This is a genomic window from Bradyrhizobium iriomotense (genome assembly GCF_030160715.1).
Lineage (GTDB): Bacteria > Pseudomonadota > Alphaproteobacteria > Rhizobiales > Xanthobacteraceae > Bradyrhizobium > Bradyrhizobium iriomotense.
Genome location: NZ_BSOW01000003.1, coordinates 119,726 through 137,883, shown reverse-complemented (window position 1 = coordinate 137,883; position 18,158 = coordinate 119,726). Strand labels below are relative to the sequence as shown.

Sequence of the window (18,158 nt, the reverse complement as noted above, 5' to 3'; positions counted from 1 at the left end):
GTACGGCGGGCTCAGGCGCTCGCCCGGATGCGCTGCTTGTCGTAGAGGTCCTTCTCGTCGTCGGCGATCGGCACGACATAGGGCTCGACCGCGCGCTTCTCGCTAGCCATCTTGCCGTCCTGCTTGCTGAGCAGCGTGTGGCAGAACCAGTTCTCGTTGTCCTTCTCCGGGAAGTCCGTGCGCCAGTGGTAGAGGCCCCAGCGGCTCTCCTCGCGGTAGAGCGAGGCGTGGGCCGCCATATCCGCGCAATCCATGATCGACTGCACTTCGAGCGCGCGTAGCAGTTCATGCGCGTTGCGCGCGATCATGCGCTCCTGCATGTCCTCGCGCACCTCGGCGAGGCGGCGCATGCCGAGCTCGTATTTGCGGGTGACTTTTGGCGGCTGGAGATAGTCGTTGACCAGGCGCCGGGTCTTGTACTCGATCTGGTTCGGCGGAATGCCGTCCTCGCGCGTGGTCGGCGCCATCACGCGCTCGCGTTCCTTCACCACCTCGCTCGCATCGAACTCCGCAAAGTCGTGGCTGTCGGCGAACTCCATCGCATCGATACCAGCGACCGAGCCGTTGGTGAAGGCGCCCAGCATGTAGTTGTGCGGCACGCTCGCCATGTCGCCGGCGGCATAGAGGCCGGGCACGGTGGTGCGCGCATTGTCGTCGACGAACACGCCGGATGCGCTGTGGCCGGAGCAGAAGCCGATCTCGGAGATGTGCATCTCGATCGACTCGCTGCGGTAATCCACGCCGCGTCCCTGCTGGAACAGGCCGCGCGTCGGCCGCTCCACCTTGTGCAGCGTCGATTCGATCTCCGAAATGGTGTCGGGATGGAGGTGCTTGAGCTGGAGGAACACCGGCCCCTTACCGGACAGAAGCTCGTTATAAAACTCCAGCATCATCTGTCCGGACCAGTAGTCGCACTCGATGAAGCGCGAGCCCTCGTTGTTGGCAGTGTAGGCGCCGAAGGGGCCGGCGACATAGGCGCAGGCCGGACCGTTATAGTCCTTGATCAGCGGATTGATCTGGAAGCATTCGAGGTTCGCGAGCGCCGCGCCCGCGTGATAGGCCATGGCGTAGCCGTCGCCGGAATTGGCGGCGTTCTCGTAGGTACCGAACATGTAACCCGACGTCGGCAGGCCGAGCCGGCCGGCGGCGCCCATGCACAGGATCACGGCCTTGGCCTTGATCACGAGCATCTCGGCGGTGCGGGTGTTGACGCTGATCGCACCCGCAATGCGCCCGTCGGACGACTTCAGCAGCCGCGTCGCCATGTAGCGGTTGGAGATCAGGATACGAGCGCGGCGGAGCTGGCGGTACAGCGCCTTCTTCACGGTCTCGCCGTTCGGCATCGGCAGAACGTAGGTGCCGATGTGATGCACCTTCTTCACGGCATAGTCGCCGTTCTCATTCTTCAGGAAGCGGATGCCGAAGCTGTCGAGCTCCTCGATGATTTTGTAGCAGTTTTGAGCGTATTTATAGACCGCCTTCTGATCGACGATGCCGTCGTTCGCGATGGTGATCTCCTTGGTGTACTGCTCCGGCGTCGCATAGCCGGGGATCACGGCGTTGTTCAGCCCGTCCATGCCCATCGAGATCGCGCCGGAGCGCTTGACGTTGGCCTTTTCGAGCAGGACGACGTTGGCCTTCGGGTTCTTCAGTTTCGCCTTCAGCGCCGCCATCGGGCCGGCCGTGCCGCCGCCGATGACCAGCACATCGCAGGAAACCTCCGAAAGTCCGTCGACGATCTGATCTAGTGCCATCGCTTGCTCCTGGTTCGCCGGACGCCCGGCGCCTTTGCATCAGATTTGTTCAGGTGAGCTTCGTTCAGGTGTCTTGCCGGCGATAGCAATTAGTTGTCGCCGGGATGCGATTTGCCCTCACCGCTCCACGAAGGCTTTCTCGATCACGAAGTGGCCGGGCTGGCTATGATTGCCTTCGGCGAAACCGCGGGCCGCGAACATCGCATGAAGCTCATCCAGCATCGCGGGGCTGCCGCACAGCATGATGCGATCGGTATCGCGGTCGAGGCCGGGCTGGCCGATGTCGTCGAACAGCTGGTTCGACGCAATCAGGTCGGTGATGCGGCCGCGATTGCGGAACGGCTCACGCGTGACGGTCGGGTAATAGATCAGCTTGTCCCTGATCAGGGGGCCCAGGAATTCATGGCTACGCAGGCCCTCGACCAGATGCTCGCCATAAGCGAGTTCGGAAACCTGGCGGCAGCCATGGGCGAGCACGATGGTCTCGTAATTCTCGTAGACGTCTGGGTCCTTGATCAAGCTCGCGAAGGGCGCGAGGCCCGTGCCGGTGGACAGCAGGAGCAGCCGCTTTCCCGGAATGAGATTGCCGGTGATCAGCGTGCCCGTGGGCTTGCGGCCGACCAGGATGATGTCGCCTTCCCTGATCTTCTGGAGCCGCGAGGTGAGCGGACCATCCGGCACCTTGATCGAGAAGAACTCGAGATTCTCCTCGTGATTGGCGCTCGCCATGCTGTAGGCGCGCATCAGCGGCCGGCCGTCGACCTCGAGCCCGATCATGGCGAACTGGCCGTTCTGGAAGCGGAAGCCGGGATCGCGCGTCGCGGTGAAGCTGAACAGGGATTCGGTCCAGTGTTTCACCGACAGGACCGTTTCCTTCTGAAAAGCGCTCATCGTTCGTCTCTCCGTGCTTGCCTGATGGGCCGGAAAGTTTCGGAGAGGAGCTTTTCCCGCAACGGCGAACTGCCGTTCCCGGTCGATTAGTTTCACATTTCGCGGGCAATGATCGAAGAGGAGGCAGCCGCGCGCTCGCCCGTGACTGTCGCGTCCGTTAGAGTCCGGCAATTAGTTGCTATCGGGAGGCTTTCTCTGCGGGCTAGAAGGAGGCCGGAGGCTCGCCATGACCACGACTGCCTTGGTCGCACCAACGGTGACTGACTACACAACAAGCGCGGATCTTGCGACGCTCGTGGTGCGCACCACGCGCGATGGCGAGGTGATGCTTGCCGCCGAGCAGCTCCGCCTCTCCTGCAAATGCGCTCACTGCACCCGCGCCCGCTTCGACGGCCGCTTCCCCCAAGGGTTTCCGGGCATCGCCATCACCGAGATCGGCGACCTCGGCTACGGGCTGAACATCTCGTTCTCGGACGGCCACAACCGCGGGATTTACCCCAAGCCGTATTTGCTGAGCTTGGCGGGACGTTAAGCTCGCGAACACGCCAGCCATATGTTCGCTGTCATTCCCCGCGAAAGCGGGGAATCCAGTACGCCGCGGCTTTTCCGTATCTAACGAACGTCTCTGGAATACTGGATCGCCCGCCTACTACGCGGGCGACGACAGGGAGTGTATGGCAGCCGCTTGCCCCCAAGCGTTCCGGCTCCCCCCATCTGGCACGGACATTGCTCCTCCTTAGAACGATTTGAACAATCCGGAGGCAGGTGATGTTGCAGGCGGCCAATGCGGTTCGCGGGACTGTTCCCGCAACGGTCCGGCCCGCCGGAAGCTCCTCGCTGCTGCTCACCGAGAACCAGCAGTGGATCGGCGGGCCGCCGCCGCTGATGGACAAGCTCACGCCGCGCGAACGCGAATTGGTGCTGAAGCAGGGCCGCCGCAAGGTGCTCAACCGCGGCCAGACGCTGTTCAGTCAGGGCGGCAAGCACGACGGCATCTGGCTGATCGAGAGCGGCCGCATCCGCGTCTTCTACACCTCGCCCCTGGGCCGCGAGATCACGCTCGCCTACTGGCATGTCGGCAATTTCGTCGGCGGGCCCGAAGTGTTCGAAGGCACCGTACATCAATGGTCCGGCGTTGCATCCAGCAATTGCAGCGTCGTGCACCTTCCCGGAAAAGAGCTGCGAACGCTCGCAGCCGAAATCCCCAACCTCGCCATCGGCCTGATCGAAGGCCTGACCTTCAAGGGCAAATGCTATTCGGCGCTGGCCCAGATGCTGGGAACGCGCTCGATCACCCAGCGGCTCGCGCATCTGTTGCTCCACCTCGTCGAGCTCTATGGCGTGGAAGACGCCGACGGCAGGGTGATCGCCGCCGCCTTCACCCATGCCGACATCGCCCACATGGTCGGAGCGACCCGGCAATGGGTCACGATCAGCCTGAAGCGCATGCAGGAAAAGGGAATCGTTCAGACAAAGCGCTCGCAGATCCTGGTCTGCCGCCCCGACATCCTGGAGGAGATGCGCGGCCAGGCGTCCGATTAGGACCGGTGCACATGCAATTGGCTTTCAACTGCAAAACTGCCCAAGGAGTATGCAACCGGTCTTTGGCGGCAACTAATCGACTGCGGCGGTAAATCCGGATTTGCCCTGCCGACGCCCTCCCCCAATCATGGCAACCACAGCACATCCAACCGAATGAGGATGAGAATGGTCCGCCATCTTCCCACGCTCTCGATCGCGATGTCGGTGACTTCGCTGGCGCTCTTGCTGGCGCAGCCCGCGATGGCGGAGACAGTCACCCTCGGCATCGGCACGCAGGACACCACGACCAATACGGTCACCGCCGGCGTCGTCATCCGACAGCTTCATCTCCTCGAAAAATATCTGCCAACCGACGGCAAATACGCCAACATCAAGTTCGAGCTGGAGTGGCAGAATTTCACATCCGGCCCGCCCGTCACCAACGCGATGATGGCCAACAAGCTCCAGATCGGCATGATGGGTGACTACCCGCTGATCGTAAACGGCTTCACCTTCGAGAGCAATCCCGAGAGCAAGAGCCGGCTGATCGGCGTCGCCGCCTACAGCCTCTCCGGCTCCGGCAACGGCATCGTCGTCCACAAGGATTCACCCTACTACGATCTCGCCGATCTCAAGGGCAAGCTCGTCAGCGTGCCCTTCGGCTCCGCCGCGCACGGCATGGTGCTGAAGGCGATGCAGGACCGCGGCTATGCATCCGACTTCTTCCAGCTCGTGAGCCAAAGCCCGGAGGTCGGCTCGACCAACCTCCAGGAAAAGAAGATCGACGCCCATGCCGACTTCGTGCCCTTCGCCGAGCTGCTGCCGTTCCGCGGCTTCGCGCGCAAGATTTTCGACGGCGTCGAGACCAATTTGCCGACCTTCCACGGCATCGTCGTGCGCACCGATTTCGCCGAGAAATATCCGGAGGTCGTCGTCGCCTACATGAAGGCGATCATCGCCGCCAACCAGTGGCTGCGCGACAATCCCAAGCTTGCGGCCGAGAAGATCCAGGAGTGGACCGGCATCAGCAAGGAGGTCGTCTACATCTTCTTGGGACCGAGCGGCAACATGACCACCGATCCCTCCATCAAGCCGGCGCTGATCGATGCGGCCACGACCGACGTCAAGGTGCTGCAAAACCTCGGGCGCATGAAGGAGTTCGATCCGAAGAAGTGGGTCGACGACAGCTACATCCGCAAGGCCTATGCCGAGATGAAGCTCGACTACGACGCGCAGCTCGGCAGCACCAGGAACTACGAAATCACCGGCGAGGATACGTTCTGCAAGAAGCCGATCGCCGATCCACGCAAGGCGGGCGAGGTGTGGGTCGACGAGGCCGGCATCCTGCGCTTCGCGAGTGCCGCCTGCACACTCGGCGCCTATGCCGACTTCAAGGCCAAGGGCAAGAAGATCAACGTCGCCTATGTCTTCGACACGACCCGCGGCATCAAGCTGTTCGCCGACCAGGCCTTCTATGCCGTCGGTGGCGACGACATCGCACCGTTCCTCCTGAAGAAGGACGCGGAAGCCTATGCCACCAAGATCAACGGCAAGGTTCTCGGCTTCGACGACGCGGTGAAATCGGCCGTCACCGGAGGCAAGACGTGAGCAGCAGCCCCGCCATCCTGCGCCATCAGGACGACGCCATGCCGGCAGCCGCAGCCGTTACCGAGCCTACGCCTGTGCCAGTCATGACGCCGACCCCCGCGCCGCCCTCGTTCGGCGCCCTGGCAGGGCGCTGGTACCGGCTCAACCAGGACAGCTTGCGCGCGACCGCCATCGGCGTGATCTCGCTCGCCGCCTTCCTGCTCGTCTGGCATCTGCTCACGACCTACCGCGTCGTGTTCTTCGTGCGCTTCACCAACGTGCCCTCGCCGCTGGCGGTCTATGCGAGCTTCACCAAGGCGATCCACGATCCGAAATTCCTGCTGCACATCCTCTTGAGCTGCCGGCGCATCTTCTTCGGCTTCTCGCTGGCGGCCATTGTCGGCGTCCTGCTCGGGCTGATCATGGGCCGTTTCAAGCTGGTCCATGAGATTGTATTCCCGGTTGCGGAAGTGCTGCGGCCGATCCCGGCGATCGCATGGGTACCGATGGCGATCATGCTGTGGCCGACCAACGAGCAGAGCATCGTCTTCATCACCTTCCTCGGCTCGTTCTTCCCGATCCTGGTCAACACGCTGCACGGCATGTCGCTGGTCGACCCCGTGCTGGTGCGCGCGGCGCAATGCCTGGGCGCGCGCGAGCGCTCGATCTTCCGCGAGGTGTATTTTCCGGCCTCGCTCCCGCACATCTTCACGGGCCTCACCATCGGCATGGGAGTCGCGTGGGTGTCGCTGATCGCAGCCGAGATGATCTCCGGGCAATACGGCATTGGCTACTTCACCTGGGAGGCCTATTCGCTGGTCCAATATGCCGACATCGCGCTCGGCATGATCGCGATCGGCGTGCTCGGCCTCGGATCGAGCCTGCTGATCCGCGGCGCCGGTCAACTCGTGATGCCATGGAGGGCGAAATGAGCGAGATCGCGACCGCCACACCGCAGGGGCATATCGAGGTCAAGAATTTTTCGCTGAGCTATGAGACCATCGATGGATCGGTCGAGGCCGTCACCAACACGCATATCCATGTCAAGCCGGGCGAATTCGTCTCGATCGTCGGGCCGTCGGGTTGCGGCAAGTCGACTTTCCTGAATGCGGTGGCGGGGTTTCTCAAACCCACCACCGGCACCATCACGGTCGACGGCGAACGCGTCAGCGGGCCGAGCGCCGAGCGCGGCATGGTGTTCCAGCAATATTCGCTGTTTCCCTGGAAGACGGTGCGCGAGAATGTCGAGTTCGGCCTGAAGATGCGCGGCATGCCGCGCTCGCAGCGCGAGCGCGCCGCGCGCACGTTGCTCGGACTCGCTGGCCTCGAGGCCTTCGAGAAGCATTATCCGGAAAAGCTCTCCGGCGGCATGAAGCAACGCGTCGGCATCGTGCGTGCGCTCGCGACGGGGCCGAAGGTGCTGCTGCTGGACGAGCCCTTCGGCGCGCTGGACGCGCAGACCCGGGTGATCATGCAGCAGATCCTCACCAACATGTGGCAGCGGCTGAAGATCTCGGTCCTATTCGTCACCCACGACATCGATGAGGCGATCTTCCTCTCCGACCGCGTCTACTGCATGACCGCGCGACCCGGCTCGATCAAGGCGGAGATCCCGATTCCGCTGGAACGGCCGCGGCAGCAATCGATGATGATGTCCTCGGAATTCCTGGCGCTGCGCCGCGGGCTGATGTCCCTGATCCGCGAGGAGAGCCTGAAGGCGATGGGCGGCGAGATCAACGATCTGGGCATGCAGGGATTGAACATCGAGCTGCACGGCCATTCGCTGGCGGACGTGATTTAGCGCTGCGATCCTTCGTGAGGTTTGCGAGCTGGCATCCCTTCTCCCACAAGGGGAGAAGGAAGAGGAGTTCGCGTCGGAAGCCCGACCTTACTTAAACCAGTGCACCAGTGCGATGCTGATCCCGAGCAGCAGCATCAGCGACAGCGTCACCGCCGCCGTCACGCGTCCTCCGACATTGGCGAGCACGCGCACGTCGACGCCGAGGCCGAGCGCGGCCATGGAAACGACGGTGAGGAAGCTGGTGATCTTCGTCACCGGACCGACGACGGTCGAGGGAACGATCTCGAGCGAACGGAGCGTGGCGAGCGCGAGGAAGCCGAGGATGAACCAGGGCACGAGCCGGAAGAAGCCGACGCTGGTCTTCTTCGTGCCGCCCTGCCGGCGCGAGGCAATGAGGGAAAGGCCGACGACGACCGGCCCCAGCATCAACACGCGCATCAGCTTCACCAGCGTTCCGATCTGCGTGCTGACCAGCCCAGCCGGCACGGTGGCCGCGAGCACCTGCGGCACGGCGTAGACGGTCAGCCCTGCGAGAATGCCATATTGCGTCGCCGTCAGTTGCAGGAGCGGGATGAGCAGCGGCAGGCCCAGCACCATCATCACGCCGAGGATCGCGGTGAAGGAGATCGAGGATGCGATCTCGTCATTGTTGGCCCCGATGATCGGCGCCACGGCGGCGATCGCCGAGTTGCCGCAGATGGAATTGCCGCAGGCGATCAGGATCGACAGCCTTGTGGACAGGCCAAGCATACGGCTCAAGCCGAACGAGACGCAGAGCGCGACCACGACGACGGCGGCGATCGCCGCGAGCAGCGTCACGCCGGACGCGGCGATCGCGGCAAAGCTGATGGAGGCCCCGAGCAACATCACCGCGACTTCGAGAAGCTGCTTGGCGCTGAAGGCGATGCCGGCCTGCCAGCGCTCCGACGGCTTCCAAAAGCTGCGCACGGCCATGCCGAGCAGGATCGCCATCACGAGCGCCTCGACATAGGGATGCGCGAAGACCTGTCGCTCGACGCCTTCGAGGCTTGCTGAGATTCCGGCGACGCCAATGCACAGGAGAACGCCAGGAATCAGCGTTGTCAGCCGGCTTGCGGTGGTGACCGGTCTTGCGCCGGCTGCGGAGGGTATCTTGTTATCGGCCACTCAAATCTCCCGAAGGAGAAGATTTTATACGCCGAATGGCGTGAGTGGGTAATATATTTCCAAGTAGGGCCTATGAAAGCAAGTAATGTCCTTGGGCGCCAATCTTCCACACACGCCGCAAAAGCCGTCGCTGCCGCGTGAAATCCGGCAGGACTGAATTAAGCCGATAGAGGGACCTAGACGAACAGAGGGATCTAGAAGATCAGGCCCTTGGCGAGGGAGGCGACACGGCTAAAGCTATCGAAGACCCCCGGCTCGAAGAAGGCAGCGCGGGCGAGCACGATGGCGCCCACCAGTGACCAGAACACCCCGGTGCCGGCCCAGAGCAGATATTTGGAGGCGCGCGACTGCGGCTGGACATCCCCTTCGGGGGCCAGGCGCTCGCCAAAAGGCTCGAAATCTGCGCGTTCCATCACAAAACCAATCCACTGCTGTGTGGCTGGAATGTCGTCGTTTCCCTCGCTCCGCGCAATGAAACCGATTGGCTTTTTTGGGCCCGGGAGGGGAAACTCCTTCTGCCGGGTGAGGCGCGGGCGATAGTTTTCTTCTCGCGGCGCCTTGGCCCAAGCCACGCCGCCGAAGCTCGGTCAGATTGGCGATACCGCGGTCACTTTTGCCGAATCGAGACGATTGATGAACATCGAACTGCCGCGCCAGCACCACGACCTCGCCTCGGCGATCGCTGAGGGCGACATCCGCTGCCTCCTGATGGTGCTGGTTCACATGACGGGGAATGAGCGCTGGCTCGAGCCTCCATACCTGCCCAAGCGCGACATCCGCCTCATTCCCGACCCCGAGGCGGGCGTTCCGAAGGAGGTCCAGGACGAAATCCGCGCCGCGGTCTTGAAGCTCTTCGCCAATGGCACGCCAAAACCGGTCATCGCCGATCCAAGCGAAGAACTCCTCCTGAAGATGATGCGTGCCTGTCTCGGGGAGAATGTCGCGCCGGAATATGCGCCGCTGATGCGCGAGGAGATGGGCTTTGTGCCGCGCGAGGCGCGCTGGAGCAGACGTCCATCCGAGCCGCAAGCGGCGCAGCAGCACGTGCTGATCGTCGGCGCCGGCGTCTGCGCCATTGCGCTTGGCGTGGCGCTCGGTCATCTCGGCATCCCCTACACCATCGTCGAGAAGAACGCCGAGCTCGGCGGCACCTGGTGGATCAATCGCTATCCCGGCTGCGGCGTCGACACGCCGAACCATTCCTATTCCTACTCCTTCGGCGCGCGCAACGCGTGGACGCGCTATTTCTGCCAGCGCGAGGAGTTGCTCGACTACCTCAGGAAGGTCGCCGACGAGTTTGGCCTCCGCAAGCATCTTCGGCTGAACACGCAACTGACCTCGTCGCGATGGGACGAGAGCAGGCGCCGCTGGATCTCGACGCTGAGAACGAGCAGCGGCGAAGAGACATTCGAGTCCACGGCACTCGTCAGCGCGATAGGCCAGCTCAACGATCCCTCCCGCGCCCGCTTCAAAGGCGAGGAGGATTTCAAGGGCCGGATCCTCCATTCGGCGCTGTGGTCGAACGACATCAATATCGACGGCAAGCGCGTCGCGGTCATCGGCACGGGCGCGACCGCGATGCAGCTCGTGCCGTCGATCGCATCCCGCGTTGATTCCGTCACCGTCTACCAGCGCTCCGCACAATGGGCGCGACCGGTGAAGGGCTATTCCGATCCAATCACAGAGGGCGCGCGCTGGCTGCTTGCGCATCTGCCGTTCTACGTGCAGTGGTACCGCTTCAACATGTTCTGGCGCTATGGCGACGGGCTGTTGCCGTTCCTGCGCAAGGATCCGGCCTGGCCGCATCCAGAGCGCGCGGTGAACAAGGGTAACGATCGGCATCGCCAGGAGCTGACCGACTTCATCCTGTCGGAGCTGAGGGACCGCCCCGACCTGATCGCCAAATGCGTGCCGACTTATCCTCCTTACGGCAAGCGCATCCTGCTCGACAACAACTGGTTCAAGACGCTGACGCGCGAAAATGTCGAGCTGGTCACCGACGCGGTCGATCATGTCGATCGCGATGGCATCGTGACATCGGACGGCAAGAGCCGTCCGGCCGACATCATCGTGGTCGCGACCGGCTTCAAGGTCACGGAGATGGCGGCCCGTCTCGATATCACCGGCCGCGACGGCAGGAATCTCCGCGACGCCTGGGCGGGCGACAATCCGACCGCGTTTCTCGGCCTCACGGTCCCGGGTTTCCCCAACTTCTTCTGCATGCTTGGCCCGAACTCCGGCCCGGCGCATGGCGGCAGCGTGATCTTCCAGTCGGAATGCCAGAGCCGCTACATTTCGGCCTGTCTCGTCGAGATGATGGAAAACGATGTCGCCGCCATCGACGTCCGCCAGGATGTGCACGACGACTACATCCGGAAGGTCGACGCCGAGCACGAGGCGATGATCTGGACCCATCCCGGCATGACCACCTACTACCGCAACACAAGCGGCCGGGTGTTCTCAGCGATGCCGTGGCGCTTCGTGGACTACTGGCGGATGACGCACGACCCTGATCTCGGCGACTACCGCCTGACGAAAGCGTGAACCTGACGGCGCTCGGCGTCAGCCGGCGGCTGCGCGACGGGCGCCTGCGAGACGGTCGGTTGCGCAAGAGGCTGCGCTGAACCTGCGCCATCGACTGCGCTGATGCGTGGCGCCTGAGGCTTCGGCGCGCGAACGAGAAACGCTGGCGGCTGCGCCGGCCGTTTGCCCGATCGAACGTACGGTTCCCATTTCAGATAATTGGCGCGGCGCTTTCGCGAAATGCGATCGCGCGTGACATAGCCCGCCGCAAACGAGATCGCGGCGACCAGAACGAGAATGAGAACGCCAAGCATTCGGACTGTTCCGCACGAAGATTCGGATCCTGCCTATCAATGCCAGCAACCTAACCCGGATGTGACCATTTCGAGGAAATTTGGAGACGACGTGAACGGATCCGTGATCGCATTTTTCTCGCACGCACAGGAACTTTTGCGCGAGATGCGAACAGAGCATATTGTAGTATTTGCAACTAGGGAGCGACCACGCATTTTGCCTAATGCGTGATCATCAAGCCTGATGTGACGGCACCGTCACGCCGCAAGACTGCTCTCGACCGGCGAGAACGGCAGACCAAGACTCTCCGCCACCGCCTTGTTGGTGATACGGCCGCGATAGACGTTGAGGCCGTTGCGCAAATGCGGATTCTCGAGCGCGGCTGCAAAGCCCTTGTCTGCGAGCATCAGCCCGAACGGCAGCGTGGCATTGTTCAACGCCTGGCTCGATGTCACCGGCACCGCGCCCGGCATGTTGGCGACACAGTAATGCACGACGCCGTCGACCTCGTAGGTCGGCTCGGCGTGGGTCGTCGGACGCGAGGTCTCGAAACAGCCGCCCTGATCGATCGCAACGTCGACCAGCACGGCGCCCGGCCGCATCGACTTGAGCATCGCACGCGTAACCAGTTTCGGAGCGCTCGCGCCGGGCACCAGCACCGCGCCGATCACGACATCGGCGGAAAACACCTCGTCCTCGACGGACTCGATCGTGGAGAAACGCGTGCGCACGCGACCAAGGAACATGTCGTCCAACTGACGCAGGCGCGGGATGGAACGATCGATGACGGTGACCTCTGCCCCAAGCCCCGCCGCCATGCGTGCCGCCTGGGTTCCGACGACCCCGCCGCCGAGCACGACGACCAGCGCCGGCTGCACGCCGGGCACGCCGCCGAGCAGCACGCCGCGTCCGCCTGCCGAACGCTTCAGCGCGGCGCCGGCCGCCTCGATCGCAAGACGGCCAGCGACTTCGCTCATCGGCGCGAGCAGAGGGAGGTGGCCGCCCGCGTCAGTGACGGTTTCGTAGGCAATGGCGGTGCAGCCGGAGGCGAGCAGGCCCTTGGTCTGCGCGGGATCCGGCGCGAGGTGCAAATAAGTGAAGAGGATCTGATTCTCGCGAAGCTGCGTCCACTCGCTCTGCTGCGGTTCCTTCACCTTCACGATCATCTCGGACTTGGCAAAGATCTCGCGCGCGCTGCCCGCAATCGCGGCGCCCGCCTTGCGGTAGACATCGTCGGAGGCGCCGATGCCCTCGCCCGCACCGGTTTCGACCAAGACCTCATGCCCGGCCGCGGCATATTCGCGAACGGCTCCGGGGGTGAGCCCGACCCGATATTCGTGCACCTTGATCTCCTTGGGAACACCAACGCGCATAGCGAGCTCCTTACCTTAACGTCTTGATTCTCCTCTTCATGTTAACGGCCGCGCCGGTTTGGTTTCGTGCAAATATCGGCTAGTTTCGGCACCCCGACGCCGGTTTCCGGCGCCGATTGCCCCTTCCACGCTGGAAACGAAACCTTGGCCCTCGACCGAAAAGATCTCGCCATCCTCGCGGAACTCACCACCAATGCGCGAGCCAGTCACACCGAGCTCGCCAACAAGGTCGGCCTGTCGAGCACGGCGCTGGCGCGGCGGCAGAAGGCGCTGGAGGATGACGGCTATATCCACGGCTACCAAGCCGCGCTCGATCTCGGGCAATTCGGCCTCACCACGACGGTGTTGGTGCGAATCGCGCTGGAGAGCCAGAGCGAGGAGGCGCTGAAGGCCTTCGAGGCCGAGGTGGTGAAATGCCCCTCCGTCGTGCGCTGCTTCCTGATGTCGGGCACCGACGACTACATCCTGATCGTGCTCGCGCGCGACATCCAGGATTTCGAGCGCATCCACCGAACCGAGCTGTCGCGCCTGCCGCGCGTCGCCCGGGTGCAATCGAGCTTCGCGCTGCGCGAAGTCGTCAACCGCGCCGTGCCGACCGTGGTGTTCGGCGAGATGAAGCGGTAGACCTCTGTCATCTAACTGTCATCGAATATGCCGAGAGCTGTGAGCTTCGCATGTTCGGGACCCACCATGGACTATTTCAAGCGCTTCAACTTCCTGTTCGCAGCCCCTGTGTTCGATGCCGACGACCTCGAGGGCATCCGCTTCAACCAGATCATCGAGGAGATCCAGCGCTCCGGCTTCGAGGTCGTCAGGGCCCGCAAGCTCGAGGATGCCGAAATCGCGGTGCAGACGGACGCTGCGATCGGCTGCATGGTGGTCGACTGGGGCAAGAAAGGGCTGGAAGGCAAGACCGCCGCCCTGATCAACCTGATGCGGCGCCGCGGCCTCGACTTCCCGATCATCCTCCTGATCCGGCGCAAGCGGTTCGAGGATCTGCCGGTCGAGGTGCTCGACTTCATCGACGGCTACGTCTTCCTTTCCGAGGAGACCCCGCCCTTCATCGCAAAGAACCTGATCAGCCGGCTCAAGCAATATGCCGAGACGCTGAAGACGCCGTTCTTCGGCGCACTGGTCGACTATGCCGAGGAAGGCAACCAGCTCTGGACCTGCCCCGGCCACAATGGCGGCATGTTCTATAGCCGCAGCCCGATCGGCCGTGTCTTCGTCGAGCATCTCGGCGAGTCCGTGTTCCGCGACGATCTCGACAATTCCGTGCTCGATCTCGGCGATCTCCTCACTCACGAAGGACCGGCGCTGAAAGCGCAGAAGGAAGCGGCCCAGATCTTCGGTGCGGAAAAGACCTACTTCGTGCTCAACGGCACCTCGACGTCCAACAAGGTCGCCCTCGGCGCGCTCGTCACCGACGGCGATCTCGTGCTGTTCGACCGCAACAACCACAAGGCCGCCCATCACGGCGCGCTGATGATCAATGGCGGCATCCCGGTTTACGTCCCGACCATCCGCAACGCCTGGGGCCTGATCGGACCGATGCGCTGGGAGGCGCTCGACGAGAAGGCGCTGCGCGAAGCGATCCGCAACCACCCCCTGGTCAGCGATCGCGACGCCTGGCGCAAGGAGCGGCCGTTCCGCGTCGCAGTCGTCGAGCAATGCACCTATGATGGCACCATCCACAGTGCCGAAATGATCCTTAAGCGCATCGGCCACCTCTGCGACTACATCCTGTTCGACGAGGCCTGGGCCGGCTTCATGAAGTTCCACCCGCTCTATGCCGGGCGCTTCGCCATGGGCTTGTCGGGGCTGACGCCGGACGCACCCGGCATCATCGCGACGCAGTCGACCCACAAGCAGCTCGCGAGCTTCTCGCAGGCGTCCCAGATCCACATCCGGGACCGCCATATCCGCGGCCAGAAGCGGCGCGTCGAGCACCGCCGCTTCAACGAAAGCTTCATGCAGCACGCCTCGACCTCGCCGTTCTATCCGCTGTTTGCTTCCCTCGACGTCGGCGCGCAGATGATGAAGGGCCGCTCGGGCGAGGTGCTGTGGGACGACACGATCCGTCTCGGCATCGAGCTGCGCAAGAAGATCCGCGCGATGCGGCGCGAGTTCGAGGAGAAGGAGCAGACCATCGACCGGCGCTGGTTCTTCGAGCCCTTCGTTCCCGACCGCGTTGCCATTCCCGACGTGAGCCGGCCGGGCGCGGCGCATAACGTCGCCTGGGAAACGCTCTCGACCGACGAGCTTGCGACCAATCCCGCGCTTTGGCAGCTCGGCCCCGACAGCACCTGGCACGGCTTCCCCGGCATGACCGAGGGCTTTGCCATGACCGATCCGAACAAGCTGACGCTGCTCACGCCCGGCTTCGATCGCGCCACCGGCACCTATGCCGAGCACGGCATCCCCGCCCCCGTCGTCGCGCAATACTTGCGCGAGAACCGCATCGTTGCCGAGAAGAACGACCTCAACTCCCTGCTATTCCTGCTGACACCGGGCGTCGAGGCGAGCAAGGCCGGCACGTTGATCTCGGGGCTCGTCGCGTTCAAGAAGCTGCACGACGACAATGCGCTGCTGGCGGACGCCATCCCCGAATTCTATCAGCGCCGGCAGGCGCGCTATGCCGGCGTGCGACTGCGCGATCTCTGTGCCGAGATGCACCGCTTCTTCCGCCAAGCCGATGTCAGCGCGCTCCAGGCGCGCCAATTCCTGCCTGAGCACCTCCCGGAGATCGCGCTATCGCCGCGCGACGCCGCACGCTGCCTGATCCGCAACGACGTCGACTATCTGCCGATCGAGGCCATCGCCGGCCGCATCGCCACCACACCTTTCGTGGTCTATCCGCCCGGCATCGCCACCATCGTGCCCGGCGAGCGGCTCACGGAACGCGCGAAACCCATGATCGATTATCTCAGGATGTTCGAGACCTGCTTCAACACGTTTCCGGGCTTCGACGTCGAGATCCAGGGCGTCTACAAGGAGGTCGACGCCGCCGGCCGGATCGGGCTCTACACTTACGTCGTCGCCGAGTAGCGATCGATGAGCGGAACAAGCCTCATGCGCGAGGATGACGAGCCGGTCCTGGTCCGGCCATCGCGCGACAGCGATGTCGAGGCGATGCTGGCGATCTACCGCCATCACGTCCGCCACGGCGTGGCGAAGGACGTCGAGGGCACCGGCGCGCCCGAGCCCGACGATCTGCGCGACCGGCGCAAGAACCTGCGGCAGACGCGCCTCCCCCACCTGGTCGCGTCCTGGCGCGGCGAGGTGATCGGCTATGCCTATGCCGTGCTGTTTCGCAAGCGGCCGGCCTATCGCTACACCGCCAAGCACTCGATCTACGTGCATCACGACCATCTCGGCCGCGGTGTCGGCCGCCTGTTGCTTCAGGAGTTGGTCGACGCTTGCGCGGCGGCCGGCTTCCGCCAGATGATCGGCTATATCGACGCCGACAATGCGCCATCGCTGGCGCTGCACGAAAAATTCGGCTTTGCACGGGTCGGGTTGTTGTGCGGGGTCGCCTACCGCCACGGCCGCTGGTCCGATACCGTCATGGTGCAGCGATCGCTCGGCGCCGGCGCGACCGCACCGCCGCCCGCGTCCATCCTCGGCCGCTGAACGCGCCGGCCCCCCGCCTCAGGACGGAAAATCGGCCGCCTTCACATGGATGCGATCCGCATGCAGGGACCAGTGATGCAACGCCTGGTCCTTGCAGAATTTCAGCTTGGCCCGCTCGGTCGCTTCGCTTTCACAGGAAGCGTCGATTTCCAGGGTTCCCTGGCAGACCTCACTCTGCCGGCCGTACTCGCCGAGCACGTCCTTCATGAACCTGACGACATAGCGTGACATGGGACCTCCTGCTGCCCCGGCAGCACTCTAGTCCCATTTAGCCCAACGGAGGGAAGGAGATTTTGAGCGGGATCAAACTGAGCGCCGCGTCCCGGCCTCATCCCGATCCGTCAGCCGCCGCGCCCTATCCTGGCGTGACTCCAAACGCCTTCCGGAAGCGCTCGGCGTAATGCGGCCAGACCTCGGGGTTGATGATGCGCGGCGGCCGCTTGCCGTCGAGCGCATCCAGCACCTGCTCGGCGGCGATGCGTCCCATGTTCTGGCGGGCCTCCCGGGTCACGCCCGCGGTGTGCGGGCTCGCCAGCACGTTGTCGAACTGAAGGAGCGGATGCTCCGGCGGCGGCGGCTCCTTGGACCAGACGTCAAGGCCGGCGCCGGCGATGCGCTCGTCGCGCAGGGCCTGGAGCAGCGCGTCCTCGTCATGGATGAAGCCGCGCGCGGTGGTGACGAAATAGGCGTGCGGCTGCATCAGCGAAAATTCGCGCACGCCGATCATGCCACGGCTCTCCCTGGTCAGCGGACAGGAGATCGAGACGAAGTCGGACCGGCGCAGGAGCTCGTCGAGCTCGACCTTCTCGCCGCCCCGCGCGGCCATCACGTCTGCCGAAAGGTACGGATCGTAAGCCAGGACCTTCATCCCCAGCAGGGTGTTGCAGAGCGCGGCGACGCGGCGGCCGACATTACCGAGCCCGACGATGCCGACGGTCTTGCCCCCGACCTCGTTGCCGATGAGATCGTTGCGGTTGACGTCGCGCTCACGCCGCAGACGGCGGTCCGACTGGATGATGCGCTTCGACAGCGTGAGCATCATCGCCAGCGCGTGCTCGGCAACCGAATGGGCGTTGCCGCCGGATTGATTGACGACAAGCACGCCCGCCGCCGTGCAGGCCTCGACATCGACCGGGTCGAAACCGGCGCCGTTGGATGAGACGATCAGCAGGTTCGGCGCGCGCTTCAACAGCTCGGCCTGGGCATGGAAGTGCGGAGCGAGCTCGTCCCGCGCCGCGCCGATCTGGTAGACGTGCGCGGCCTCCAGGATCGGCGCAAAGACATCTTCGGGGCTTTCATTCTCGATGCGATCGAGCCGGACGTCGCTCCGCGCCTTCAGCACGTCGACATAGATCGGATGCGCGAGATATTTGACGTAGAAGACGCGCTTGGTGTTGACGGGCATCGAAATGTTTCCGGCTCCTCGCAAGGAGGTGTCCCAGGAGCGGCGCGCATTGCGCACATTCCAGGCCGTCCTCCCGTTGGTCTCGTTATGGTCGCTTATGACACGGCAGCGCCGGCCATGGCAGCGCGGAGAGCGCAGACCACCGTGCCGGCTCTGACATGTTGACAATCCCGCCCGCCACGTCAAGTTCGGGACCAAGACGCCTATGAAGCGGCACCGCGCATAGACCA

Annotated in this window: 17 protein-coding genes; 9 read left to right on the top strand and 8 right to left on the bottom strand. The window is 63.8% G+C overall.

Features of this window, described 5'->3' with window-relative positions; translation table 11 throughout:
* Positions 1-11 precede the first annotated feature (11 nt).
* Together QQL28_RS05145 and QQL28_RS05140 are read right to left on the bottom strand one after the other, a co-directional pair.
* The gene (locus tag QQL28_RS05145; RefSeq protein WP_284261833.1) at positions 12-1,754 is read right to left on the bottom strand and encodes a fumarate reductase/succinate dehydrogenase flavoprotein subunit; all 1,743 of its coding nucleotides are present in this window, start codon (positions 1,752-1,754) and stop codon (positions 12-14) included.
* Positions 1,755-1,871: 117 nt separating this feature from the next.
* On the bottom strand, positions 1,872-2,645 hold the full coding sequence (locus tag QQL28_RS05140; RefSeq protein WP_284261831.1) for a ferredoxin--NADP reductase: 774 nt from the start codon (positions 2,643-2,645) through the stop codon (positions 1,872-1,874).
* A 226-nt stretch (positions 2,646-2,871) separates the two neighbouring features.
* On the opposite strand from QQL28_RS05140, the gene QQL28_RS05135 reads away from it, so the two are divergent.
* The 5 genes from QQL28_RS05135 (at position 2,872) to QQL28_RS05115 (ending at position 7,554) form a co-directional block, all read left to right on the top strand.
* The gene (locus tag QQL28_RS05135; protein ID WP_284261829.1) at positions 2,872-3,177 is read left to right on the top strand and encodes a gamma-butyrobetaine hydroxylase-like domain-containing protein; all 306 of its coding nucleotides are present in this window, start codon (positions 2,872-2,874) and stop codon (positions 3,175-3,177) included.
* Positions 3,178-3,413: 236 nt separating this feature from the next.
* Positions 3,414-4,187, top strand: a complete 774-nt coding sequence (locus tag QQL28_RS05130) for a Crp/Fnr family transcriptional regulator (RefSeq protein ID WP_284261827.1) — start codon at positions 3,414-3,416, stop codon at positions 4,185-4,187.
* Between the two features lie 165 nt (positions 4,188-4,352).
* The gene (locus QQL28_RS05125) at positions 4,353-5,774 is read left to right on the top strand and encodes an ABC transporter substrate-binding protein (protein WP_284261825.1); all 1,422 of its coding nucleotides are present in this window, start codon (positions 4,353-4,355) and stop codon (positions 5,772-5,774) included.
* Positions 5,775-5,812: 38 nt separating this feature from the next.
* On the top strand, positions 5,813-6,685 hold the full coding sequence (locus tag QQL28_RS05120) for an ABC transporter permease (protein ID WP_284262486.1): 873 nt from the start codon (positions 5,813-5,815) through the stop codon (positions 6,683-6,685).
* Entirely contained in the window at positions 6,682-7,554 is an 873-nt protein-coding gene (locus QQL28_RS05115) for an ABC transporter ATP-binding protein (RefSeq protein WP_284261823.1), read from the top strand. The genes QQL28_RS05120 and QQL28_RS05115 overlap by 4 nt, the downstream gene beginning before the upstream one ends.
* Positions 7,555-7,641: 87 nt before the next feature.
* Here QQL28_RS05115 and QQL28_RS05110 read toward each other — a convergent pair whose 3' ends face one another.
* Entirely contained in the window at positions 7,642-8,700 is a 1,059-nt protein-coding gene (locus QQL28_RS05110) for a YeiH family protein (RefSeq protein WP_284261821.1), read from the bottom strand.
* Positions 8,701-8,894: 194 nt separating this feature from the next.
* Positions 8,895-9,272, bottom strand: coding sequence for a hypothetical protein (locus QQL28_RS05105; RefSeq protein WP_284261819.1), 378 nt, complete (start codon positions 9,270-9,272; stop codon positions 8,895-8,897).
* Between the two features lie 61 nt (positions 9,273-9,333).
* Here QQL28_RS05105 and QQL28_RS05100 point away from each other — a divergent pair, with 61 nt between their 5' ends.
* On the top strand, positions 9,334-11,244 hold the full coding sequence (locus QQL28_RS05100; RefSeq protein WP_284261817.1) for a flavin-containing monooxygenase: 1,911 nt from the start codon (positions 9,334-9,336) through the stop codon (positions 11,242-11,244).
* On the opposite strand, the gene QQL28_RS05095 is transcribed toward QQL28_RS05100, so the two are convergent.
* Complete coding sequence (locus QQL28_RS05095; protein ID WP_284261815.1) at positions 11,223-11,537, bottom strand: hypothetical protein; 315 nt, start codon at positions 11,535-11,537, stop codon at positions 11,223-11,225. The two genes, QQL28_RS05100 and QQL28_RS05095, sit on opposite strands and share 22 nt — an antisense overlap.
* A gap of 237 nt (positions 11,538-11,774) precedes the next feature.
* Entirely contained in the window at positions 11,775-12,890 is a 1,116-nt protein-coding gene (gene ald, locus QQL28_RS05090; RefSeq protein WP_284261813.1) for an alanine dehydrogenase, read from the bottom strand.
* 144 nt (positions 12,891-13,034) lie between these two features.
* On the opposite strand from ald, the gene QQL28_RS05085 reads away from it, so the two are divergent.
* The 3 genes from QQL28_RS05085 (at position 13,035) to QQL28_RS05075 (ending at position 16,523) form a co-directional block, all read left to right on the top strand.
* Positions 13,035-13,514, top strand: a complete 480-nt coding sequence (locus tag QQL28_RS05085) for an Lrp/AsnC family transcriptional regulator (RefSeq protein WP_254096171.1) — start codon at positions 13,035-13,037, stop codon at positions 13,512-13,514.
* Between the two features lie 66 nt (positions 13,515-13,580).
* On the top strand, positions 13,581-15,938 hold the full coding sequence (locus QQL28_RS05080) for an Orn/Lys/Arg family decarboxylase (protein ID WP_284261809.1): 2,358 nt from the start codon (positions 13,581-13,583) through the stop codon (positions 15,936-15,938).
* A 6-nt stretch (positions 15,939-15,944) separates the two neighbouring features.
* Positions 15,945-16,523: a GNAT family N-acetyltransferase gene (locus QQL28_RS05075; protein ID WP_284261807.1), complete on the top strand. Its 579-nt coding sequence runs from the start codon at positions 15,945-15,947 to the stop codon at positions 16,521-16,523.
* 18 nt (positions 16,524-16,541) lie between these two features.
* On the opposite strand, the gene QQL28_RS05070 is transcribed toward QQL28_RS05075, so the two are convergent.
* Together QQL28_RS05070 and QQL28_RS05065 are read right to left on the bottom strand one after the other, a co-directional pair.
* Positions 16,542-16,754 carry a hypothetical protein gene (locus QQL28_RS05070; protein ID WP_284261806.1) on the bottom strand — a complete coding sequence of 71 codons (213 nt, stop codon included), beginning with the start codon at positions 16,752-16,754 and terminating at the stop codon, positions 16,542-16,544.
* Positions 16,755-16,878: 124 nt separating this feature from the next.
* Complete coding sequence (locus QQL28_RS05065; protein WP_284261804.1) at positions 16,879-17,928, bottom strand: hydroxyacid dehydrogenase; 1,050 nt, start codon at positions 17,926-17,928, stop codon at positions 16,879-16,881.
* Positions 17,929-18,158: the final 230 nt, after the last annotated feature.